Raw genomic sequence first — 25,835 nt, 5'->3', positions numbered from 1 at the left:
AACGTACCCAGGTGATCAGCTACCTGACTGCAGAAGAATCTTCTGTAGCAGGCCTGTCAAAATACATCGAGAACTATGGCCTGAACCAGTATGCTCTTCATAATTGTAACCTGACCTTCCCGGAAGATCTGGATGCAGACCGTCATGGATTAGCGGCTGAGTACTTCGTAGGTAAAGAGTTCCAGCAACTGCATTTCGCTAAAGTAGATACAGCTGTCAATTTTGCTAACCTGAACGCTGTTAATGCCGGGGTACCTGCGGGATTGAATAAATTTGGCCGCAGATGGTCTGCCCGGTGGACAGGCAGACTGAAAGCAGATGTAACCGGTGCTTACGAGATAGTGACAAACAGTGATGATGGTGTCAGGTTATATATAAACGACAGCCTGTTCATTGACAGATGGGATGTACACGCCCAAACGGCTGATACAGCTTTTGTCAACCTCCAGGAAGGGCAACTGTATAATATTAAGCTTGAATATTTTCAGAATACAGAAGAAGCCATCATTAAACTGAGATGGAGATATGCAGGTCTTCCTTTAATGCCTATCCCTAAAAGTAACCTGTACCTGCTGCCGTCAAAAGATACGATGGCTGTACAGAACGGAATATCCCTGGAAAAAAGAATAAACACCTTCCGCAAGAAAAATCACATCTCTGAAGTACAGGTACTGAATCCTGATGGACGCAGATATATATACGGTTTACCGGTATATAACCTGAAACAACGGGAGAAAACATTTTCTGTTGATGCCGGCGATGGTAACAGGGCGGATGGTCTTGTTAAATACACGCATGGTACAGACGACAATGTTACCAACAGCAAAGGCAATGATCATTATTTTAACAGCGAAGAAGTACCGGCATATGCACACAGCTTCCTGCTTACAGGACTGGTATCACCCGACTATGTGGATGTAACAGGCGACGGTATTTCGGACGACGATCCGGGAAGCGCTGTTAAATTCAATTATACCAAAGTAGCAGGGATCAAAAATCCCTACAGATGGCGCGCACCATCTACAGATAGTGCAACCTACAACGAAGGACTGAAAACAGATTCACGTGACGATAAGGGTAGTTACATATATGGTGAGAAAGAACTGTGGTACCTGAACTCTATCGAATCCAAGAATATGATCGCCACTTTTAAACTGAGCGATCGTGAGGATCAGCCTGCAGTAGATGAGAAGGGAAACAAATACCCTGGTGGCGTCATGAAAAGGCTGGATGAGATCAACCTGTATGTAAAGGCTGACTTCCAGAAATACGGCGCTGCAGGTGCAAGACCTGTTAAAACTGTTCATTTTGAATACACTTACGAACTCTGTCCAGGTGCCAGCAGACCATTAAATAATAAAGGAAAACTAACCCTGAAACGTATCTGGTTTGAATATAACGGTAATAAGAAAGGGCAGCGTAATCCTTATGTCTTCAACTATAACAGCAATAACCCTTCATATAATAACAAATCATATGACCGGTGGGGAAATTATAAGGATCCTTTACAGAACCCTGGTTCTACCTCTGGTAATGTAATCACTAACGCAGATTATCCCTATGCGCTGCAGGACAGTACGCTGGCTGCACAAAATGCTGCGGCATGGACGCTGGATTCTATCGTGCTGCCTGCCGGCGGACGTATAAAGGTGGACTATGAAAGTGATGACTACGCCTTTATACAGAACAGAAGGGCGGCGCAGATGTTTAGTATTGCCGGTTTCTCAGGGTCGGAGCCTACATCCACGGGAGATCTGAAATCTGACTTGTATGGTCCGCTAAATGAATATATGTATGTTTCCGTCAATGCACCTAAGGCAGTGACCAGTAAGAAGGACTTGTATACACATTATCTCGAAGGAATAGACACCATATTCTTCCGTCTGTACGTAGAGATGCCGGCAGATAAGTTTGGCAGTGGAAAGGAATATGTATCCTGTTATGCTGTTCTGGATCCTGGTAATTACGGATATTTTAATAACGGGAATACCTTCTGGTTCAAGGTGAAAGCCATTACCAGCGGAGGTGAAGCAGATAAATCCACCAGTATTTACAGCCCATTGGCTAAAGCTTCTGTGCAATTTCTGCGCCTTAACCTCCCCTCTAAAGCCTATCCAGGTTCTGATGTGGGAGAGGATGCTGATCTGGGGGATGCGGTGAAGATATTGTTGTCACAGGCTGACAACTTCATCAACATGGTGCAGAACTATGATAACACAGCGAGAATTAAAGGTTGGGCGAAGAAGGTGGATCTGGCGCGTTCTATGGTACGCCTGAATAACCCTTATCATAAAAAATATGGCGGTGGACTACGTGTAAAACGCATACGTATTTATGATCACTGGAATGTCATGACCAAACAGAAAGAATCTGTTTACGGGCAGGAATACCAGTATACTACTACGCGGATTGTTAACGGACAGACTGAGACGATCAGTAGTGGCGTAGCCAGCTATGAGCCAATACTGGGAGGAGAGGAGAACCCATGGCGTATGCCGCTGGCATATAAAGAACAGGTAGCAGCATTGGCCCCGATCAGCATCGGTTACACTGAAAAGCCGTTGGGCGAAACGTTCTATCCCGCTGCTTCCGTAGGTTACAGTAAAGTAAGGACAAGGACCATACACGCTAAGAACACTCGTTCCGTTAATGGTTATGACGAAGTAGGGTTCTATACTACTTACGACTTTCCTACATTAACTGATATGACCTTACTGGGAGATAGCAAGAAACGCTTTAAACCGGCGTTAAATAACTTCCTTAAGATCAATGCCCGTCATTTTGTGGCTGTCAGCCAGGGCTTTAAAGTAGAACTGAATGATATGAACGGGAAGGTAAAGTCTACAGCATATTATTCAGAGTCAGATCCTGACAACCCTGTATCATCTACAGAGAATTTTTACAAGGTAGATAATGAAAAGGCGCTCAACAAACATCTGAGCAATACGGTGATGGCTATCAACCCGCAGGGGGTGATAGATACCGCAGCTACAATGGGTAAGGATATGGAGCTGATGCTGGATATGCGTTCACAACGTTCAGTAACCAATGCAGTGAACCTGAACCTCAACACAGACAACTTTACTTTTCCCTGGCCCCCGATTTTCATTGTGCCAATGGCACTTAACCTGATACAGCGTGAGGAAACGAAATTCCTTTCAGTCGGTGCTACCAAGATCATTAACCGTCACGGGATCTTAGACAGTGTGGTAGTGACGAACAGGGGAAGCCAGGTATATACTAAAAACCTGCTTTTTGACAGCGAAACCGGCAGCCCTGTATTAAGCCGTACGGAAAATGAATTGGGAGACCCCGTTTATAATTTCAACATGCCTGCGGGTTGGGTGTATGACGGCATGAGTGGCGCATATAAAAATATGAACACTATACTGGACAATATATTCATTCGTCAGGGCAAGATTATCAAAGGATTGAACATTGGCTTTGCTACTGCAAAAGAGACGGACTATTTCTCAGCCGGCGATGAGATCCTGATAGGATCTAAAGAAAGGACGGGTGGAGAAGACTGTACCCCGGAAGTTGCCACTTTCCGTTCAACCAGTGTAATATATGCTGTTGATGCCAACGCAATGTCCGGTGGAGAGCCAGATATCTATTTTGTAGATCGTGATGGAGCGCCTTTCTCTGGTAACGACGTAGTAATGAAAGTAATTCGCTCTGGCAGAAGGAACATTTCTGCCAGCCTGGGACAAATTACTTCCCTTGGCAATCCCTTGAAAAGTACAGGGAACGGGTATAGCCTGGTACTTGACAGCACTATCAACGTGATTTCTGCCACAGCTGGAGATTTTGGCCAGTTCTGGAAAGGAGCGGACAGGAAGAAGCTGAAAGTAGAAACCACCTGTCTGCAGGTGCCTTACGCACAATATGTAGGAGGCAGTGATTGCGGCCCGCATTATTATACAAGCAGGGAGCTGAGACAGTCATTTGCAAGTACCTGTCCACGTGGTTATGCTCCGGGAGGCGCTGTAGAATATATAGTGCCGGAAGGCAGCTATTATTCAGAGATCAGCCAGGAAGATGCTGACGCTAAAGCAACAGCTGATATGGAGATGAATGGCGAAGTCTATGCCGGAACAAGAAGTGCATGTCGTCCTTATTATTATAGTGCGCCAATGGATACTCAGTTTACTGGTATTTGTGCGAATGGTAACACTGGAGCAACCATTATCTATCACCACCCAGCTGCAACAGATTCTTCTCTTGTCAGCCAGGAAGCCGCAGATGCACTTGCCAGAGTAAAAGCTATTGCTGATGGTCAGGCACTGGCAAATTCAGAAACAATATGTTCATATGGCAATGAGCTTCTAACAGGAACTCTTTCAAAGAATAACTGTGGCACTGGAGGAGTAGGTTCTTCTGTTGCTTATACAATTCCTGCTGGGGCCTTCGAATCGCTTATTAGCGTGGAAGATGCTAATAGCAAAGCATTAGCTGCTGCCCAGGATAGTGCAAATGCGAAAGGCATTTGTAGCTATTCTAATGAGGCACAGACTGCCTCAGCTACTCGTAGTTGCCAGACCGGATATGGAAGTGATCCCGTGTCGTATACTGTTGCAGCAGGTACGATAGTGGTGAACACAAGTCTTGCCGATGCAAACAGCCAGGCATTACAGTTGGCTCAGACTAAGGCGCAGGAGAAAGCGAATGCTGAAGGAATATGCTCTCCATTACCTATATACGTGAGCATGACTACTGTTCTGTTCACGCCAACCGCAGGTACCAGGACCGCAACAGTCACATTGAAATTCTATTATAAACAGGGAACAGAATATGTACCGGCTTCTGTCACTAATCTTTCGGTGAATTACGCCTATTACAATAGAGATTGTGATGTAGATGATAATGGTATTACTACAAATCAGTCAATCTCATGTAACGGCACAAGTACTGTTATTGTGCAGGATCAGGTAGTAGAGCAAACAAAGAATGGTTCACTCTGCATAGAAAGAAATTATACACTATTGTCAGGAACCGGGTACATCAAACTGTAATAAGAAATTATCATGAATAACACTTTAAGAACAATTCTGAATCTTTTGAAACAGTTCGTATTGCTGTTGATATTTCTTATCAGCAGTCCTGAGCTATCCAGGGCAGGAGAAAGGGCACAGGCGCCATCCTCCTGTGCCTGCGAATGCCTGAAACCACTGTTCGACTATCTTATCAGCTCACATCGCCTTTTCATAAATGCATCAAGCGGTATAAAGGTGTCTTCTCTTTTAAGAGATGCCAGACGGGCAGGATATGACATCTCCTATACACAATGCGCTATTCTCTATAAGAACATCAACAAGCCTTTCTACGCGATCACCACAGAACAAACTGCTGCTGTTTACAAAGCCAGCATTGGTGACTGTGAAGTAGCCCTGACATCATCCTCAGGAGCTTCAGTAAGCTTTTACAACCTGCAAAGCGATGCCTGCTCAGGTTCTGACGCAGTTTCATATCATTTACAAGGTAGCAGTACCAAAGCAGCTGAACTCACTATAGGCAACTGCTATACCTGTACCACTGCCACTTCCGGCTCCTGCTACAGCGCTGTTACAGATACAAGCGTAAATGCTTTTGTGTACGGATTACAAGGAAACTGGCGTCCCCTGAAAGCATATGCCTATTATGGAGAAAGGGCAGAAACTGATCCCGCTGTTGCCGTGAAATACCGTACCGGTGGCATTATCCCTTCATTTACTCCTTTCTGGACACTATCCGGCAATAAGTGGAAAGCACAGCCGGATACAACAAAATGGCTATGGATGTCTGAAACGACTTTATATAATGTCAAAGGCATTGAGATAGAGAACAAAGATCCTTATGGCCGGTATACCGCAGGATTATACGGCTATGATAACGCATTGCCTGTCGCGGTAGCACAGAATGCCAGGTACCGGGAAACCGCCTATGACGGGTTTGAGGACTATTTCTTTACTGGTATAAAATGTGACAACGCATGTGACGTAGCTCGTAGCTTCGACTTTTCCCAGTATAAAACCTCTCTTGATACTACCGAACAACATACAGGTAAATACAGCCTCCGTGTAGATGCCGGCCGTAGTTACGGCATTACTACCAATACCGTTGCCGCCGATACTGCCGGATTCATGTTATCCTATAACGCAGGCCCAGGCAACTGTGCCGGGACAGATAGTGTGCTCTACAGCGTAAAAGCCGGGAAAAACTCCCTGATACCATCTTTTTCTCCCATTGCAGGCACAAAACTACTGTTCAGCGCCTGGGTAAAAGAAGGGCAACCTTGCAGGGGCTTGACCTATACTGGTAACCAGGTACAGATCCGGGTACGCACAGCTACTGACAGTACAACGATTATAGCCCTGCCTGCCGGAAATATTACCGAAGGCTGGCAACGCTATGAACAGGTAATTGACCTTCCTGCTGGTACACGAAGCTTCTCCGTTTACATGCTTTCTACAGGAAGCGTTGCTTCATACTTTGACGACATGCGCATCCACCCATACAATGCGAACATGAAATCCTTTGTATACAGCCCGGAAAACCTGCGGCTAATGGCAGAACTGGATGAGAACAACTATGCGACTTTCTATGAATATGATGATGACGGAACACTTATCCGCCTGAAGAAAGAGACGGAAAGAGGTATTCAGACCATCAAAGAAACAAGGAGCGCATTGCAGAAAGAAGTTCTGCAATAATGTAAAAAGTGAAAACTATGAAACGACTTTTAATACTCATAATAACAGTACTGAAGGGACTTTTGCCGGTAATGGCACAGGCCGGGAATGGTATGGAAAGAGCGGCTTTGTTATTGAAGAAGGCAGAACAGTCCTATAGATCAAAACCTCTCGCTTTTACAGTGAAGTTCACCTATTCCAATGAGCATACTCCTGGAAATATACTGGACTCTCTTTCCGGAAGCGTGGAAATGGATGGCAGCAGGTATTGGTATTTACTGGACAGCACAGAAACCATCAGCAACGGGAAATATAATATTGTCCTGTTCCGGGAAGATAAACAGATGCTTATTTCTCCTGTTAGTGCAGACTCAATGACTGGTCAGAACCCTGTGGCTTACTCCGCTGCATTATTACAGAAAGCTGGCGCTACTGGTTGCCAGATAAGTGCAGAAGGCAAACAAAAAGTATTGCAGGTGTCTTTCCCGGAAACATCTGAATTTAAAACTGTCAGCATATACATAGATACAGTTGTTAATCGCATCACAACTATGCGTTACCTCGTTAAAACAACAAACCTGATGGATCCGGGCGGAGACCCGCAGCAGCTGGAAGGCTATGAGGAATATGCAATAGTGAAGGCTGCATACTACAATTACCGGGAGCTAAAACCTGGCAGTGAACGTTTTGACGAACGCCGGTTCTTTGTAAAAGAAGGAGAAGATTATACACCTGCTACAGATTATAAAGAATACAGAATCCTGTTTACAACCCCAAAACAATAAAGGAATTATATGAAAGCTTTGATACGAATGATGACCAGATGGGGGATGATATTGTTGCTGCTGATGACAGTTGCAGGGAAATCCTATTCCCAGCACATCACGTCGCTGAAGGAGGTACTGGATGGAAGTAAGAACCAACTGACAGCCGGTGCTGCCATCACAGTTACAGACAGCGTTTATTTTAATGTTAGCAAACAAAGCCTCCTGGATACACCTTACCTGGTCAGGAATATTGTTACTTTCAGTATTAATGAATATTCAAACCGCTATCTGCCCGGGCCATTTACGGCAACAGCCAGCCTGCGTATTATATACACAAGGCCGGACTTTGTCGTAGACTCGGTTGACAGAACATTGAATATCAACTACGATACCACGACTTACGCTGGTAAAAGCAGCTTTGTGTTCGCTAACGCGCATAACGTGACCGTTAAGGTACTTTCCGTTACTGCAAACGCTTCAAAAGATGTGCTCCCGGCGTTACTGGTAGAAAATGAGATGCAGGTCAGGGTAACGTATAAGTTATCCTGTACCGGCAGCATTGTTACCTCTTTGGTAGCGGAAGCTCCTGCCAACCCGGATTCTGCAGATGAAGTAAAGGTGAAATGGAATGCAGTAGAGGGCATGGATATGTATGACCTGGAATGGGCATATATTGATTCTACAGCGCTGGCAGATACGAGATATGGAAATTTGCAGGATGCAAGCCTGATTTTCAGGAACAATGCCTCCCGTGTAACAATAGCAGGTAACAATTACAATATCCCCTTGATATATGATAACGGTGGTGTATTGTTTTTCCGTGTCAGAGGTGTACAGGAGCGGGAAGGTAAAGGACGGACGGAAACAGCATGGAGCTCTTCCCAGTCCGGCGGACTGGGGCAATTTAGCTTTTCCGGTCACCAACGCTCCCTGAACTGGCAGTCAACGATCAGCTTTGCAGAAGAAGGCAAGCGAAAAGTAGCAGTTGAATACTATGATGGTAGCCTGCGTGCCCGTCAGGCAGTAACGAAGGACAATACTACCCAAACAGTTATTGTTGGTGAATCCCTTTACGACTATCAGGGCAAACCTGTTATACAGGTAATGCCATCTCCCTCTCTTAACTCCGTTATCAGCTATTCAAGAAATTTTAACAGGGCATTGAACGGGGGCGAATACGATAAAAGTAACTATGATTCTGTTGGAAGCCCGGCCGAGCTGCTGACAACATCAGCTAAACCAATGTCCGCAACTTCCGGTGCTAACCAGTATTATTCTGCGAATAACCCTGAAAAGAATAACGGTGAGAACCAATACATCCCTGACGCAGGAGGTTACGCGTTTACGGAAGTCTCCTATACACCTGACAATACAGGCCGTATTGTCCGCCAGGGTGGGGTAGGGCCTGTACACAAACTTGGGGGCAACCACGATACCAGGTATACTTATGCCTCCCCGGGCGATAATGAAATGGATATATTGTTCGGAACTGATGCCGGACCAATAAGCCACTATTATAAAGATTATGTTCAGGATGCTAATGGTCAGTACAGCGTATCCTATATAGATATGTATGGCCGTACCGTTGCTACAGCTTTGGCAGGAGTTCCAGACAGTGCTGCTTTGACCCCACTTTCTTATAATAATGCTATCAATTTTACAGATACGCTGTCCCGCAGAACAGTAGTGAAGGACCTGGTGCTGGAATCTGCCCAGAACCAGATGGTGGTTATTGAGGGCGACTATAAGTTTAACTACCTGTTAAATGCCCCGGTACTGCAAAGGAAGGATTGCGATAACAATACTATCTGTTATAATGGATTATACGACCTTGAAATAAAGATCACTGACGACGCTTTTAACCAGCGTCTCGGCGGACAACCATTTGACACTATCCTGCACAACTACACTCCCGGAGCCTATCCAACCGGCTGTAGCGCAGCCCAGAATATCCAGGTAGGCTTTACCAGGCGCCTTAAACCGGGTGCTTACAAGATCACAAAAAGGCTCACCATTAACAGGGACGCCCTGGATTACTACAGAGATAGCGTGTTCCTGAAGGAGAACCTCTGCGTTACGTTAGAGCAGTTCATACAGCAACAGCGTGACATATTAAGCACCCAGGAATGTAAACCATCGTGTGAATCCTGCAATGAGGCAATTGGACAATGGGAGACATTCAGGGATAAATACATGAGCAATACAGGTATTAGCCCCGCAGATTCTGCTGCTGCCCGTGACCAGGCGCTTACAGCATATAATGAAGCGGTTGCCAACTGTAAAGCGTTATGTGGCGCCACATCCGAATCAGAAAGCATAAGGAATGCCATGCTGCAGGATATGGTACCTCCTTATGGCCAGTATGCTACTCCGGGAGATACACTGACACTGGATCCCTATTCTGTTTTCTTCCAGGCAAATGATAAGACATTACCGCCTTATCAGCGTGATTCTATTATATACTATGATGAATTAGGAAGAAGGGATAGTGTTTATAACGAGGAGACCGGCTCATTGGTTATCCCTCAACGTCTCAGCCCGGAGCAGTTTGCCGCTAAGTTCAAAACTTCATGGGCAACTGCATTATTGCGTTTCCACCCTGAATATTATAAGCTGCTTTTGTTTGAGGGCTATAAGGCCACTTATGATTGGGACAAGAAGTTTGAAGGTGTGGACAGTTATCAGCAGGCAAAGACTGCAGGATACCTGAATCCGCTGGGTAGTAGTTTTGTTACCAATTTTCCTTCCGGAGATATAGACCCTTATTCTCACAACCTTGCCTCAAAGGTGGTGCTGGAAGCGAAAATGAAGAACTACAATGAAGCAAAAAAAGATGCTGACAAGAGGTCTATCTGGAGTATGGCTACTATTTCAGCTAAATGTCTGTCTAATTCTACAGATTGTTTCAATACCTACGCCAAAACATCAGATGCTTTTAATGAATCCACTCTATGTACTGGCGATCTGGATATGGCATGGCGTGCGTTCAGGCAGTCCTACCTGAATGCCAAACATGCTCAGATCGATTATACTATCAATGAGACAGTTGCTCCGGGTTATACCAGGGTAACTGCAACGAAACTTTTTGCTGCAGGTAAGCAACCTCATTTTACTCCGGCTAAAGATGGGCTGGAACAGAGCGGAATGGGATCTTTTGTGAATGGCACTGATTCTACTATAATGAAGGATTCAGTAAATGCCATGATGCAACGTTCTTATGATGAGAACTGTCGCAGTTATGTAAGCGCCTGGATGAAACAGTTAGCGCCTTGTAAATATAGCCAGTCTGGTCTTGATACACTCACTAAGCTTCTGATAGCTGTATGTAAAGAAGGTGCTGATCAGGATCATCCTTATGGCGCCAGCACTGTAAAACCATCCAGTACTAGCTATTACCGGAGTTTTACAGAGGTGATTGAGACATTTAATGCAATGTGGGCGATTTCAAATTCGACCGAATGTAATGGGTATCTGATCACTACCCCGGCAGCATATGATAAACAGCCGGCTTATGGCGATAAACAGTCCTATACCAGGCCGAGTGACTGTGAATGTGAGAATCTGCAGCGGTTAAATACAGAGTATCTTGCATATAAGAAATCTACTGACCTTAACCTGGCCGCCTACCTGAACCGGACAAGAGGTACTTCTTTTACAGATACACATATACAACGTTTACTGAATGCATGTAGTGCTACTGCAAGTGATTGTAATTATTTGGATGGTGTGTTGGAAATACCGGCGTTGATCCAGTGTAATGTCGCCCCACCTTGCGTAACCTGCGAAGTTGTGACCGACCTCTATAATGAGTATATGGTCAGGTTCCCCCAAATGAAGCCTGAAAAGGAAGAGACGGATAGTCTTCAACGCAAAAAGAATACCCTTTTTGCCTCTTTTATGACTAATAGGCTTGGATTCAATAAGGGAGCATGGGAATACCTGGCTTTTATGGACAGTTGCCAGCTGTATGGAGGAAAAGATAGCCTTGTTTGCAATGCTGACAAGCAATTGAGACATAGTTATTCCAATGGCACAAAGGACTTTGTCTATGATATGGTAAGGACCATTGATAATGGTTACATAATGGCAGGATACACTACAGTCAATAATACCCATACAGATGCCTATTTAATAAAAACGGATGCCAATGGAAACCTGCAATGGTCGAAACGTTATGGCGATGCCAGCACAGAATACCTGGCAAAAGTAAAAGTGACATCTGATGGCGGTTACATTGCTATTGGTTCTGTAGGTAAATATGCACTGATCTTAAAAATGGATTCCCAGGGTGTATTGACCTGGAGCCGCCGCATCGGTTATGGCACATCAGGAGGGGAAGTAGGAACTGATATTATACAAACTGCCGATGGAGATTACGCATTTACTGCAAAGTATAATATCGCAAATAGTGTCGCCGATATTATGATTGGTGCACTGACTTCTTCTGGCAGCACGAAGTGGTTGAGGAAAATAGGAAACCGCAGTGGCGATGAAGGGGCTTCTCTATTACAGAATAACGATACATTGGTGATTACTGCTTGTACGCGCGTGGATGGAAATTTTGATGGTGTAATTGTGAAAATGAACCGTAACACTGGTACTGTAATTACCATGAGCAGGTATAACATTGGAGCCACTGGAACGAATAATTTTTCAGGCTTTATACAGAAGGTACCAGATGGGTATCTGGTAAATTATGCAAATGGTAGTGGTAGTGCGGCAAGAAACAGCATTCTAAGAGTTAATGAAGAGGGGAATGTATTATCAAGGAAAGAGTTCACCCGTCCAATGGATAGTACAGTTACTCAATGGATGCCTATAGTTTATGCTGCTGATGGAAGCATTGTAACTGTTCAAAATACATCGTTGTCATCAAAAAGTAAGCTCACCTGGCATAAAATAAAACCGGATGGAACGCTGCAGGCTTCAGAAATGACATCTATGGATAGTATTGTTTCGATGAACAAAATAATCGTGGCGGGGGAAGGCATGTTTGTCGGAGCGGGTAATTATGGTAATGATGCTTTCCTGATGTTCAAACCATTTTCATCACAGTTACGCTGTAATGATGTTTCTGTAAATGTTACTTACAACGACGTGATTGTAAGTACTACCCTGGCTGCCACATTGGATTCGAATTCAATATTGAGTAGCGCAGGACTTACCAGCGTGAGCCTTCTGGAAACAGTTATGAATCCTGTACATAAAATATTTAACTGTGTTGCAGGTGATGATTGTTTCAGGATGAGTAACGGGCCACATTTATGCGGTTACGCCGATCCGGTTTTTCCTCCTGTTGATGCAAACGAAGTAGATAACTGTTCTGACAATGAATTCTTTGCTATAGCCAAAGGAACAGAGCTATTCAACGCTTACAGAGATTCATTAAAAAAAGATTTTGAATCAGTTTATATAGATACCTGTCTGAACGCCGGCAGGAGAGAGCTCTTTACGGTCAATTACAATACATCAGAATACCACTATACACTATATTATTATGATCGCGCAGGTAACCTGGTAAGAACAGTACCTCCATTAGGTGTTGTAATTAGCCGTGCAACTGACTGGGTCGCCGGTGTAAGAACAGCCAGAGCTAATGGCGCCACGAAGTTGCCTCCACATAGGTTAACTACTGAGTATAGGTATAATACCTTAAATAAGGTAGTCGCTCAACAGGCGCCGGATAATAGTAGGCCGCATAAATTCTTTTATGACCGTATAGGCCGGCTGGCAGGTCATCAGGACCCTGCGCAGTCTGGTAATGGAAGATTTACTTATTCCCTGTATGATAATCTTGGAAGAGTTATTCAGAAGGGAAGTGCTCGTCTTTTCCTGCTTACCCATCAGATGGCCAGAGATACAACAGGATTTAATCAGTGGTTTAACAGCGCAGCAAGTACAAGAATAGAGATTGTAAAGACGACGTATGACGTGCCAAATTCTTTGTTGAGTGGAGGCGTACTTTCAGCTACTAACCTGCGTAACAGGGTATCCTGGTCTGCGCTGTATTCTACAGCAGCTGATTTAAACAGTAACGTTTATACTACCGGTACTTTCTACAGTTATGACAGGCATGGTAATGTGGATACCCTTATCCAGGATTTCCGTATCGGAGCTATGGCTGCTGCGGCAGGTAACCGTTTCAAAAAAATAGTTTATCGTTATGACCTGATAAGTGGTAAAGTGAACCATGTTGCTTATCAGCCTGGACAGCCTGATGCTTATTATCATCGTTACAGTTACGACGCAGAGAACAGGATCACCAACGTCGAGACTAGTCGAGACAGTATCTACTGGGATAATGATGCTTACTACAAGTATTATAAGCACGGTCCGCTGGCAAGAACAGTTATTGGTCAGCAGCAGGTACAGGGACTTGACTATGCCTATACTTTACAGGGATGGCTTAAAGGGGTTAACAGTACAGCAGTAACAGCAAGTACCGACATGGGCAAAGATGGTGTTACAGGAGGGTTGGTAGCTAAAGACGCCTTTGGGTATGCCCTCCACTATTACGGCAACAGGGATTATTCAGCTATAAACAATATAAATCCTTTTGCTAAGGCAGAACCGGCAGGAGCTAATTTCAATTCTTTGTATAATGGGAATATAGCAGCTATAAGCCAGAATATCCCTGTAGTGGGTACGCCTTTCTTATCTACTTATACATATGATGTTCTGAACAGGCTATTAGGCAAGAGAGTTTCGCAGGGGCTGAATACTACAACCAATACCTGGACGCCAGTAATGCTACCTGACTTTAAGGAAGCCATTTCCTATGATGCGATGGGTAACATCAAGACATATGTCAGGTACGGTAATAATACGTTTGCCGGTATGCCGTTGTTAATGGACAGCCTGCAATATAATTACCCTGGTAATTCCAATAAGTTAAGTGAGATAAAGGATTTCGTAGATTCTACTAATTATGCTAATGATATTGATAATCAGAATACGCTGAATTATGACTATGACCTTTCGGGCAGACTGAGAAAAGACGTTAAAACCGGTATCACCATCGGCTGGACTACCCGTGATAAGATTGATAGTATCCTCTACAATACGGGTGAGGAGATCGAATTTTCATATGATATTGCTGACAACCGTATAAGTAAGATTGCCGGAGGTAAAGAAACCTGGTATGTCCGTGATGCGAGTGGCAATGTAATGAGCGTCTATACGAAAGGAGACAATTCCATTAATAACGGAGACCTTACGCAATCGGAAGCTCATTTATATGGTAGCAGCCGTCTGGGTATTAATACATTGAATACCAATGTGAAGACTGTAGCTGCGCCTGTAATCGTCAATTTACCCGGTTTAGGTTCAGGATTTAATACTAATTTCACCCGCGGTAAGAAGTTCTTTGAGTTAAGCAACCATTTGGGTAATGTACTGGCAACAGTATCCGATAGAAAGGACGGTATATCTTCCGACAGCGTGTCTATAGACCACTACGAAGCAGATATCGTTTCAGCTCAGGAATATTATTCTTTTGGGATGCAGATGCCTGGAAGAGGGTTCAGTGGTAATAAATACCGTTATGGGTTTAATGGAAAGGAGAATGACAATGAGGTGAAGGGAAATGGGAACCAGCAGGATTATGGGCTCAGGATATATGATCCGAGGATGGGAAGGTTCTTGAGTGTAGATCCGTTGGCCGTAGAATATCCATGGTACACACCATACCAGTTCGCAGGAAATAAGCCAATAAGGTTCATTGACATAGATGGAGCAGAGGAAGGAGATCCTTTTTCTTTCTTGAGAGAACCGCTTATAAAGTTAGTTAATAAGGCTTATGTAGTTACAACTACCTATCAAGTCACAGTCAAGGATTGGAGAACTGTAAAAAATGAAGCAGCAGCCAACTTAGCTGGGACTGTGAACGGTATTAATAGCAGGCTTTCTTTTGGCCTATATGTTCGTTCACCGGAAAGTCTTGGAATAAATGAACAATACGCTGATTGGTATAATGCAGGTACGTTGGTTGGACAGACAGCTCCAATGCCTGGAGCTCCTGGAAATGGAACTATTTCTCCTAGCCTTGCCATTGCATCTAATGGAGGAGGTCTTGTTAATACAGTATCAGGAACATCAATTAAAATTAGCCCTTTCTTATTTGCCACGGCAAAAGATGATGATAATGTAGATGGAAATCAGCAGATTCAACCTCAATCCGGAACTAGCTCTAATGGTGCAGCGAATCAAAGTAGGCAAGTACCTAAAATGACTATTCATGAGTTGGGAGAGAATATGATAGGAGGAGAATTTGTTTATCCGGATGGGAAAGTAAATGAATTTTTAAGTTATAAGCATGTCACTTCCGGTGGGAAGAAATTAGAATTGACTAGTTTTATTTTATATCCAAGAGGTGTTAGTGGCAATGAATTAAAAAATCAATTTGGTCGCTCAGCTATGTTTGAGACGCTTGAATCTTTGAAGAATAATGCAAGAACACAAGGGTTTGATTGGCTTCGAGTGCAGTTTCAGAGAGCTCCCAATAGTTCTTCTTCAAAGCCAGGGAAGATAGTGGACGAAACTTTTGATTTAAGAAAAAAATAAAGATAAATGATTAAAAAAATTGAAGATATTTTTGATGCTGTTTATGATGGCAGTCAAAGCAGTTTGGATGCCACACTGGTTAAAATGAAGGAGGCTGGTGCTAGCCAGATGCAATCAACTGTAGTTTTAATTAAGAAATTAAAGCTGTCTATAGCAGAAGCTGATCATTTGATAATTAACTCTAAAGCCTGGGAGGAGAACAGGGATAATGTAATACGTCTCAGGAATGAATTTGGAGATTTTTTAGATAGTTCTAAGAGCGAAATATAATTAATGTCTCAATGCCCGGTTTATGAACTGGGCATTGATTTTTATCAGGAGTGATAGGCTTACTGTGCATAGATTTTACGCGCTTTAGCATCCCTGATATAGGTATCTTGTTCAATGCGTATAAGCCTGTTTAGTTTTAACGTCCCTGATAAAAGCAGAAATAACGCGTAACAGGGCTGCTTTATCTTCAGATGGGAGGGTCTCTATCTCTTTAAAATACCTGATCACTTCAGCTTCATGTAAAGCAGCGTTAGCCTTATCAGAAGCGTTACCATACAGCAGATAATCCCCGGAAGTATCGAGAGCATCCGCGATTTTTTTTAGTACTTCAGCAGGGGGCTGTGCTCCTTTTGTCTCATAGCGTCCTATCTGGGCGTATGATATCCCTACTTTATCTGCCAGTTCTGTTTGCGACCATCCTTTTGCTTTACGCAGTTCCAGGATGCGATTGCCGAGATTGTTTTTTTGAGACATAGATGTCTGTTTGTATTGGCAAAAATAGCTGATATGTAGCAGTTTTGGATTGTTTTTGAAGCGAAATTGCGTTATGGTGCAAAAAATAAGTTTGTTGATTTGCTACAGAAGGGTTTATTTTGCTACATAAGTGTAGTAAATAAAATATTTTTCCACATGGCAAACAAAACAATCAGGCATTGTAAGGTCCACGGTCGTGGTCAGGAGATCCGCAATCTTTACCCGGACGGTAGTCCCGGTTACCGGGCGGTTCCCTGGCTTCGGCTGGGAGGTTTATGGATGGAGCGCTCAGGCTTTAAAGTGGGCGACCCGCTGGAGGTTACGGTAAGCAAGGGCAGGCTAATGATCAAAAAAGTGTCTGGGCATGGAAATCGCTGAGATCAAAGGACAACTAACGCTGGCGCAGGTGCTGGGATATTACGGGTTAAAACCTGACAAGCACCTGCGTCTGCACTGCCCGTTCCATGAAGACCGGACGCCGAGCATGCAGGTCTATTACAAGACGCATACCTGTTATTGTTTTAGCAGCAACTGTAAGACGCATGGCAAATCGCTGGACGTGATAGATTTTGTGATGCATAAGGAAAGTTGCAGCAAACATGAAGCGATCCTGAAATGCAAGGAACTGGCAGGGGGTAGTGCGCCAGCCGCAGGTAGTTTAAGCAGGACAGCTATCCTGGGCAATATCTTTACTTACTTTAAGAATAGTGTACATAACAGCCAGCCAGCGCGGGAGTACCTTGCCCAGCGGGGGCTTGATTATGGTACTATCGCTGTTGGTTACAACAGTGGTCAGTTCCATCACGGTCAGCGCAAAGATGAGCAACAGATAGCCGATTATCTATCGGTGGGTCTGTTAAGTGAACATGATCGCAAGAGCCGTCTGGGGGAGGTAGCCTACAGGCCTTTTGCGAAATACAGTATTGTGTTCCCGCTGTACAACCGGAAAGGAGATATCTGCAGCCTGTACTTCCGTAGTACGGTAAATGATGAAAACCAGCGTCATTATTACTTAAAAGACCGTAGCGGTCTATATCCTGGTTATCCAGCCGCGGCCAGCCAACGGTTAATCCTGACCGAATCAGTGATAGATGCGGCCACGTTGCTACAGCAGGGAGAGGTCACTAAAGCATATAGTATACTGGCCTGTTATGGCACTAACGGGCTGAGGGCCGAACATGTAGCTGCTATCAAGACGCTTACCCACTTACAGGAAATCATTTTTGCTTTTGACGGTGATGAAGCAGGGCGTAAGGGAGCGGCTAAATACGCGGCACAGTTAAGAACAGAGCTGCCACATATCAGGTACTCTACGCTGGTGTTGCCCGAAGGAGAAGACATCAATAGCCTCTCCGTGTCCCATACGGCTGCTGTCTTTATCCCATTGTTAAGTGAACGCACCGAATTTTTTTCTTCAACTGAACCAACTGAAAAGCAAACTTCTTCTTCCTCATCTATAGTCCCTCCAACCACGTCCACCCCACCAGCCGAGGCCATCGCCCCCATATTGGACAGTAGTCATCCACACAAACTGGTTTACAAAAGTGATCAGGTTACCTACTATGTACAGGGTGGTATCAGTAAACCGCTGGACAGCCTGAAGGTGACGCTGGTAGTGGAGCGTCAGGATAATGGCCAGAAGAGCCGTAACAAGCTGGATTTATATGAGGACAGGCAGGTAGAAAAGTTATGCAGAGAAGTAAGTGATAAGCTGGGTATAGGGAGGGAGTTGCTGGGGCGTGACTTATCCCGGTTAACAGACCTTCTGGACGGTTACCGGGAAAGTGAGCAGCAACCGCATGCTCCACAGGAAGAAGGTGCTGCGAGTTATCCGTTAACGTTACAGGAGCGTAATGCTGCTACCAGCTTTTTACGGCAGGAAGATCTGTTAGGTCGCCTGGGTCAGCTGCTGGGAGAAACAGGGATAGTAGGGGAGGAAACGAACCGTTTATTTTTGTTACTGGTAGCGTTGAGTTACAAGATGCCCGCGCCGTTACATGCGCTTATCCAGGGCAGCAGCGGTAGTGGTAAAACCAGGCTATTAAAACAGGTATCCGACTGTATGCCTCCTGAGCGTGTTACCCGGTTAACGCGAGTGAGTGATAAGGTATTATACAATTATCCTGAGCGTTACTTTATACACCGGTTGCTGTGCCTGGAAGATATAGATGGGCTGAGTGAAGAAGCAGAGTTTGCGTTCAGAGAGCTGCAGAGTAACGGAGAGCTGAACAGCGCCACCAGCATCAAGCTGGAAAACGGGCAGATCACCAGTGGCCAGAAGACAGTGAAGGGTCCGATTGCCAGTCTGGCCTGCACCACACAAGGAGAGATCTATGAGGACAATATGAGCCGCGTGTTCCTGGTGGCAGTAGACGAGAGTGCCACACAAACCCGCCGTATCATTGCTTACCAGGACAGCAAGGCAGCAGGGACTACAGACACCCGGAAAGAAGAGGACAGCAAATCGTTCATCCGTAACCTGGTTCGTAGCCTGGAACCGCTGGAGGTGATCAATCCTTATGCAGGCAAGTTACAGCTGCCAGCGGACGCCCACAAGATCCGCCGTCTGCATGACCTGTTCTTAAACTTTGTGAAGCTGATGACGTTACTACACCAGTACCAGCGGGACAAGGATAGCCAGGGGCGGCTGATAGCGACGGTCAGTGATGTAGAACAGGCAGTAGAACTGATGTTCGATAGTATAGTGCTGAAGGTGGATGAGCTGGACGGGAGCCTGCGCCAGTTCTATGAACAGTTGAAAGATTACCTGCGTCATCAGCACGGAGATCATTACCAGCAGGCCACATTTAACCTGCGGGAAATCCGTCAGGGATTAAAGTTGAGTAAGACCCAGTTGTTCCGCTATGCACATGACCTGACGCGGTTGGAATATATCAGTCCGTGTGGCGGTCATATCAACAAGGGTTTTATCTATAAACTATCCTACTGGGACAACTACCAGGGTTTACGGGACAGGATCAAAGAGGACCTGTTCACGCAGTTGTCCGCGCTGAAAGCAGCAGGCCAGCGGGTAAAACAGCCAGCAATTGCTTTGGAACGCTAGAACCCGCTGTGGTAGTGAATGACGAAAATCAGTACATGCGTTTGGAACGCCAGGGAACGCTAGTGGAACGCTGGAATCCGCTACAGTATTGGAAAAAGTGCCTGGCGTTCCGTGTTCCGGAAAAATGCTCAAGGGGGGTATGAAAAAAGTGCCTTTATGGCATAGTGGTAAAAGCGGTAGTGTTCCATATCTTTTAAACCAGCGACAGTAGCTATATACAGGCTAAACTACATCGGTCAAAGGTATAGCGTTTACCCACCAGGACAGTCCTCAAAAAATACTTATTATGATCGTAGGGTTACATCCACCTCCTTCTGATCCATTATTAGTCCATTATTATCGATCAGCGTTTAAGACTTACTTAGAACAGAGCGGTTACAGTGTCTCTACCCAAAGGATGTTGCCTGCGTGTATTGGGGAGTTTTTGCATTATGGCCGTTTTACGCGGCTGGAAGAGGTAAGTCTACCTGCTATCCTGTCTTTTTATGAGTGGTTGCATATCCGTCCATTGAAGCGAGGTAGTGGAGCGTTAAGCGCGATGATGATCAGCCATTATGTGTATGCGCTGAAGGTGTTCTTCCACTGGCAGGAGCAGAGCGGAGAGCTGTTGTATAACCCGATGAGTGGTCTTCGGTTGCGTCGTGTAGCGGGCGGTAACCGTGAGCCGCTGAGCAGGGAAGAGATTAGTGCCTTGTTTAGTGCCGCTGTCAGCCTGAAGGAGCAGGCGATGCTGCACTTGTTCTATAGTTGCGGGTTGCGGCGTAGTGAGGCCGTACGGCTGAAGGTCAGTGATGTACAGGTAAAATACCGCCTGTTGTATGTTCGTTCGGGGAAAGGTGCCCGTCGCAGGGTAGTGCCACTGACGGGCGCTGTTGCCGCTGCCCTGGGTGCTTACCTGAGCCAGGAGCGTCCAGGTGGTAGTGGTGCTTTTATGTTGAACCAGACAGGCAGGCCTATGAGCGGTAATGGTTACTATCTGTTACTGAAAGAGGTGGTACGCAGGGCTGGGTTACACGCAGAGATCAGCCCCCATTATTTACGTCATAGTATTGCTACTCATCTGTTAGGAGGGGGCATGGATATAGAAAATGTACGGGAGTTTTTAGGTCACCGCTGCCTGGAGAGCACGCAGGTATATGCCAAATGTAACCCTGATCAGCTCAAAGACCTATGGAAGTGAATCGGGGATAAATTAGTTCTGGCTTTGCCCTGTTTAGGTCCAGGCTTGCACCGTAGCAGCTCGGTAGTTGCTTGCAGCCAGCTCTCTACTGGCTTCCTATATACTCCCGGTATACTCCATGGATGCTCCTGGTCAAAGGCTAGTATAAAGTATGGGTAGTGTATGGACTGCGGTATCACTTTAGCGCCACATGGGACAGGGTAAATCCGTCCTGATCTACTCCCATCTAATCATCATAATTATGGAACTAACAGCGTATTTACAACAACAGTATACGCCCGGTACGGCTGTGTCCTATGGTCGTGAGATCGGGATCTTTTTATCCAATTATCCGCAGGCGGCAGCCGCCGTTTACAGTGACCTGCTGGGTTATATAGGGGTATTGCGCCAGCGTTACGGTAATGCGCAGACGTTAAACCGTATCGTGTGCAGTATCAAGGTTTACTATGATTACCTGTGTTATACAGGTCAGCGGGAAGATCATCCCGGGCGTAACATCTGGTTACGTGACCAGCGTTCCCGTGATGTACAGCTACAGGATCTGTTCAGTGCCAGTGAGCTGTCTATGTTAATGGGCAGAAAAGAGCGTTTTAAGGCGCTTTTTTACCGGAATGAGGTCTTGATAGGGTTGTTGGTCTACCAGGGTCTTTTAATCGGGGAAATGGCGTCTTTATGCGTAGCGGAAATAGACCTGGAAGGAGGGACGGTGTACATCCGGGAAACAGCTGTTACCAATAGTCGCAAACTCCCCTTACATGCTAACCAGGTATTACCCCTGTCCGCTTACCTGGAAGGCGCCCGTGCGCAGTTACTGGGCGGCAGGGCAAGCGAAGCGTTGCTGATCAGTCAGCGTGGTCAGCCTATGCAGGCATCCGATATAAGCAAACATGTAAAACGGCGTTACAGCGGGTTGTTCCCGGGCAGGAAAGTAACGGCGCAGTCCATCCGTCAGAGCGTGATCGCTAACCTGCTGGCTCAGGGACATGACATCAGCAAGGTACAGCAGTTTGCAGGGCATAGGTATCCCTCCAGTACAGAGCGTTACCGCCAGGACCATGTAGGCAGGCTACAGGCTATAATAGACCAGTACCACCCTGTGAAGTGAGTTGTGGCAGGGTACGAGGAGCTTTTGTAAGTTATGGCAGCATCGTGGCAGTTCTCTTGTATTAAAAATGAAAGTCTTTCCTATGGCTGTTTTTATGCTCAGGGTTCGAATCCCTCTTTCTCCGTAAACAATGCCCAGGTCATTAGAAGGTCGGCTGTCCCCCCGGTCATTACTATTGCCCCGGTAGAGTAGCCGTATAGAAGTGTTGCGGTCATGGGTTAATATCCTGGTCAATCAGTCCTCCAGGAACAGCGGTCTCACTGCGGGTTCGGTGCGAACAAAAACCGGTGCCAGGCTGCGCAGGGGTCGTTATCCCGCTATGTTCTGAAAGCAGCCTGTCACGGTTTTTGCGCCCCTTCACCCTTCGTTCGGGCAGCTGTCGGGTTGGCGGCTGGCGCACGATGGCTCCGCTACAGCCACCCCTTCGCTGCCCCTTGTCGGTCCGCCACCTGCCTTCGCCGCCACGGCCTTCGCTTTTTGATTTTGCCGTCCGCTGCGCTCCCGGCGGTTGATATGGACTAGCCGCGGCCAGCTGTGGCTACGTGCTCCGCTGCGCTGCGCACTCCCGCCCCAGCGGCCGTGGCGGCATGGCGGTGGTGGCGGAGGGATCGCTACCTGAGCGTTGGTTATAGCTGCCAGACATTATCTCTCTGCCCCAACGGCAGATGATACGCTGCGCGAACGTCGGCGTTAGTACGTCGATCAGCTGTAGTACTATCTTGCTTCCGTATGCAGGACAGTGGATGGGGGCAGCATCAGAACAGATGTTGATCAGTATCACTCTCTTCAACAGCAGGATAAATGCTGAGCATCAGTACCCCATCCACTATCCCGCATACGTGCGTATTGTTTTTTTAAACCATTGTTTAACAAATAAAACCATTGAATTATGTATTGCGTCCGGAAACACTCCCTGTGTTGGGAGTTACTCAATCAGCGTAACGGTAAGAGCCGTTTACTGAGAATGCAGGAAGTATTACGTTTAGCAGGCAGTTATCCGGAGCTGAATAGTGAGCAGGTCAGGCTCTGGTTCGTCTCCAGGCTCCCGCAGGTCCGGGACAAACCGTAGGGGGCTGCAGGTAGTGGATGGGGGTAATCAAAGCTCCAGTCCTCCATCCACGAACCCACCCTACGCGCGTGTTATTTATTTTTTTCTTTCAAATGAAAAAACAGATGAAATAAAAAAGTATATCTTAGGCTCAGTTCTTTGAGTGGGAAACGGGTGCATGGGCCAGCAATCGGACAGGCGGGAGTGGCTTGGGGCTATACCGTTATGGGTTCAATGGTAAGGAGAATGACAATGAGGTGAAGGGGGATGGGAACCAGCAGGATTATGGGTTCAGGATATATGATCCGAGAGTTGGAAGGTTTTTGAGTGTGGACCCATTAACTAAGAATTATCCCTGGTATACTCCTTATCAGTTTGCTGGTAATAAACCAATTTGGGCAACCGATCTTGATGGATTAGAAGAAAGATATTTTCAAATAGATATAGAGTATGGTAAGAATGGCCGGCTTACTAATACAACGTTCGATGAGATAAAAGGATTGAGTGCTGGGCTACATTTTTATAGTGGTATGAATGGAATTCATACATATTATAATGAAATCGGTAAAAATGGAATTGGGGATCAATATACTGTAAATTTGTCAAGAACATTGACTGATGGAACGGTTGTAAGAAGAACATTCACTGTGTTTATACCTCGAGAGCCTGATTGGACAGATAATTTTTTCTCCCCACGTAAGAGTCCTGAACGCGGTGGTGGTATAATATTTACGTCTTCTGCGAGAACAGATGGTATACCTGGGGCAAGCTCTCAGAATCAATTCGAGCCATCAGCAACACATGCAGATAGGAAGATAGAGTCTGCAGATGGTATAGCAGATGGCTTTGGGATGACTGGGAACGCGTTTGAACTACGAGACATTGGAAGTATAAGAAAAGGACTCGTGGAGTTAGTTGGTAAGGGATCCAATTTAGGAAAGTTAGAAGCTGGACTTGAAATGGTTAAGAGATTTCTAAGCAACTATGATGGAGGCAATAAAGTTGGAGGAGTTATTGACGTGGTCCTTCCAAAAGATGTTAAGAAAAATGCTGTTTATTGTGATGATTGTGGACGAGTGTATAGAGATAGCTCAAATATCTGGGTGTCAACTCCAGACAAGGCGACTGATACTATCCAACGACATGATCTTCCACCGAGCGCATATAGGGAATAAATAATTTATATGAATAGATGTAACAAAATAGTTTTTCTAATTTCTGTTTTTTTTCTATTGTCTTGTCAGTCTAGCAACAAGATAAATCCACCGATAAGGGAATATTTTGTTCCTCAGGGCATAGATATTATGCTGAGTTTTAACCCTTCTTACGAAGGCGATGATCCAATCATAGTATCCTTTAATTCTATTATTAAAAGAAAGCTTAGTGGCCAGGTAATTACTATGTCTGGTGATGTGATTGTAGGAATTCTATCTTTCCGTGAAGGGGCTGTATGGGGCGAGGAGCTTTCAACTTACGCCGACGGAAGCCTGAAAAAATATGCATTTAGGCACAATGCCCATGATGCTGTATTTTATAGAAAATATGATAGTCTACATCATGTCATAGGAGAACAAGGTACACCTTGTGTTGGGCATTTTGCACACGAATATTCGAATGGAGACAGTCTGCGTTCGGATGTCTTATTTGTGGATGGAATATTTGAAGATATGAAAATAGAGCTTTCAACTGACGGTGTTTCTTTTAAGGAGATTGATGCTTATGATAATGCTGAGTACAAACCCTATAAGTTGTATAGACATTTATCTTCTTTGAGAGATCAACACGATGCAAAATTGTATTTTAGGATGACTTGTATTGATTCTATTACCAAAGAAAAGTTATTATTTAAAGACTCTGTATCATTGTCAGCTTATAAGAAATAAAATTTTGATAACTCTGATTGGACCATATAATGGGACGATCGTTTTTCTAAAAAGGTGCCCTGGTAATCGACCAGGACACCTTTTGTATAGAAAGATGTAGTAAGACGAAAGAAACTTATAAAACATTATAATTTAGGCCATTCCTATTATCCTTATGTTATATGTTACATGAAAGGTTACTTATGATTAGAAGGAATTCCTTGATTAATACACTTCGTCCTTCTTCTCACTTATAACGTACGATCTGAGAGTAGGGCGGTTTTTGAGTGTGGATCCATTGACAGGTGATTATCCAGAATTAACGCCATACCAATTTGCAAGTAATACTCCCATACAAGCAATAGATTTAGACGGAACTGAGGCGTGGATGCAGCAGACGCCAATTGCATTGAAACAATATGCTTTTGCGAAATGCTGCTATTGCGCAAGAACAGTATAATGATGCGCTGGCTGCGAGAATTACAGGTGGGCCTTTTAGTGCTGCTGGATATCTGCTTGGGGGGGATGAGAGTGCATTTAAGTGGTCTGTGGCAGATGGAGTTATGACATAATTTGGAGGTCTACCCATAGAAAATTCTAGTGTTTTTCCAATGCAAACGGATATAAAATACATATACTTGAGCCCGTTATAATAAGTTCTTTGGGAAAATAGACCCTTGAGGTGTATTGATTTATCCGGACAGTGGAGACTGTAAAATGAACTGTGTCAAAGGTTAAAATAATTTCCTGACCTTTAACACAAGTTTCTTTTTATGAGCAAGAATGATCAATTTGATTACGACGGCCTCAAGAAAAAGGCCTTAGAACAGTT

14 protein-coding genes are annotated in these 25,835 nt (G+C 45.0%); 12 read left to right on the top strand and 2 right to left on the bottom strand.

The genetic code is table 11. From position 1 onward, the window contains the following. The 5 genes from GO493_RS30445 to GO493_RS30425 form a co-directional block, all read left to right on the top strand. Positions 1 to 5,015: DUF5977 domain-containing protein (locus GO493_RS30445; RefSeq protein ID WP_198315873.1), on the top strand; the 5,015-nt coding region annotated here is incomplete at its 5' end. A gap of 12 nt (positions 5,016 to 5,027) precedes the next feature. After that, a complete protein-coding gene (locus GO493_RS30440) occupies positions 5,028 to 6,692 on the top strand; it encodes a hypothetical protein (RefSeq protein ID WP_157310020.1) in 1,665 nt (554 codons plus the stop codon). Positions 6,693 to 6,709: 17 nt separating this feature from the next. After that, complete coding sequence (locus tag GO493_RS30435) at positions 6,710 to 7,456, top strand: hypothetical protein (protein ID WP_157310019.1); 747 nt, start codon at positions 6,710 to 6,712, stop codon at positions 7,454 to 7,456. 9 nt (positions 7,457 to 7,465) lie between these two features. Then, positions 7,466 to 16,000, top strand: coding sequence for an RHS repeat domain-containing protein (locus tag GO493_RS30430; protein WP_157310018.1), 8,535 nt, complete (start codon positions 7,466 to 7,468; stop codon positions 15,998 to 16,000). Positions 16,001 to 16,006: 6 nt separating this feature from the next. After that, positions 16,007 to 16,270, top strand: coding sequence for a hypothetical protein (locus GO493_RS30425; RefSeq protein ID WP_157310017.1), 264 nt, complete (start codon positions 16,007 to 16,009; stop codon positions 16,268 to 16,270). Positions 16,271 to 16,381: 111 nt separating this feature from the next. Here the strand turns inward: GO493_RS30425 and GO493_RS30420 are convergent, their stop codons facing one another. Next, the gene (locus GO493_RS30420; protein ID WP_157310016.1) at positions 16,382 to 16,744 is read right to left on the bottom strand and encodes a helix-turn-helix domain-containing protein; all 363 of its coding nucleotides are present in this window, start codon (positions 16,742 to 16,744) and stop codon (positions 16,382 to 16,384) included. 156 nt (positions 16,745 to 16,900) lie between these two features. Between GO493_RS30420 and GO493_RS30415 the strand changes: the two genes are divergently transcribed. The 4 genes from GO493_RS30415 to GO493_RS30400 all read left to right on the top strand — a co-directional run bounded on the left by GO493_RS30415 (position 16,901) and on the right by GO493_RS30400 (position 22,093). Continuing rightward, positions 16,901 to 17,122: a SymE family type I addiction module toxin gene (locus GO493_RS30415; RefSeq protein WP_157310015.1), complete on the top strand. Its 222-nt coding sequence runs from the start codon at positions 16,901 to 16,903 to the stop codon at positions 17,120 to 17,122. Beyond that, complete coding sequence (locus GO493_RS30410) at positions 17,109 to 19,808, top strand: toprim domain-containing protein (RefSeq protein ID WP_157310014.1); 2,700 nt, start codon at positions 17,109 to 17,111, stop codon at positions 19,806 to 19,808. Before GO493_RS30415 ends, GO493_RS30410 begins: the two co-directional genes overlap by 14 nt. A gap of 286 nt (positions 19,809 to 20,094) precedes the next feature. Next, positions 20,095 to 20,988 (top strand): tyrosine-type recombinase/integrase, encoded by an 894-nt coding sequence (locus GO493_RS30405; RefSeq protein WP_157310013.1) that lies wholly within the window; start codon positions 20,095 to 20,097, stop codon positions 20,986 to 20,988. 241 nt (positions 20,989 to 21,229) lie between these two features. Beyond that, positions 21,230 to 22,093, top strand: a complete 864-nt coding sequence (locus tag GO493_RS30400; protein ID WP_157310012.1) for a tyrosine-type recombinase/integrase — start codon at positions 21,230 to 21,232, stop codon at positions 22,091 to 22,093. A gap of 538 nt (positions 22,094 to 22,631) precedes the next feature. On the opposite strand, the gene GO493_RS30395 is transcribed toward GO493_RS30400, so the two are convergent. Beyond that, positions 22,632 to 22,883, bottom strand: coding sequence for a hypothetical protein (locus GO493_RS30395; RefSeq protein ID WP_157310011.1), 252 nt, complete (start codon positions 22,881 to 22,883; stop codon positions 22,632 to 22,634). A 99-nt stretch (positions 22,884 to 22,982) separates the two neighbouring features. On the opposite strand from GO493_RS30395, the gene GO493_RS30390 reads away from it, so the two are divergent. From GO493_RS30390 to GO493_RS30380, 3 genes are all read left to right on the top strand, one after another. Continuing rightward, positions 22,983 to 23,162, top strand: a complete 180-nt coding sequence (locus GO493_RS30390; RefSeq protein WP_157310010.1) for a hypothetical protein — start codon at positions 22,983 to 22,985, stop codon at positions 23,160 to 23,162. A gap of 188 nt (positions 23,163 to 23,350) precedes the next feature. Next, positions 23,351 to 24,316: an RHS repeat-associated core domain-containing protein gene (locus GO493_RS30385; RefSeq protein ID WP_157310009.1), complete on the top strand. Its 966-nt coding sequence runs from the start codon at positions 23,351 to 23,353 to the stop codon at positions 24,314 to 24,316. Between the two features lie 9 nt (positions 24,317 to 24,325). Further along, positions 24,326 to 25,024, top strand: coding sequence for a hypothetical protein (locus GO493_RS30380; protein WP_157310008.1), 699 nt, complete (start codon positions 24,326 to 24,328; stop codon positions 25,022 to 25,024). Positions 25,025 to 25,835 lie beyond the last annotated feature (811 nt).

This window comes from Chitinophaga tropicalis, assembly GCF_009758205.1.
GTDB classification, from domain to species: domain Bacteria; phylum Bacteroidota; class Bacteroidia; order Chitinophagales; family Chitinophagaceae; genus Chitinophaga; species Chitinophaga tropicalis.
The sequence above is the reverse complement of the archived record's forward strand: the minus strand, read 5'-3'. Positions and strand labels throughout refer to the sequence as shown.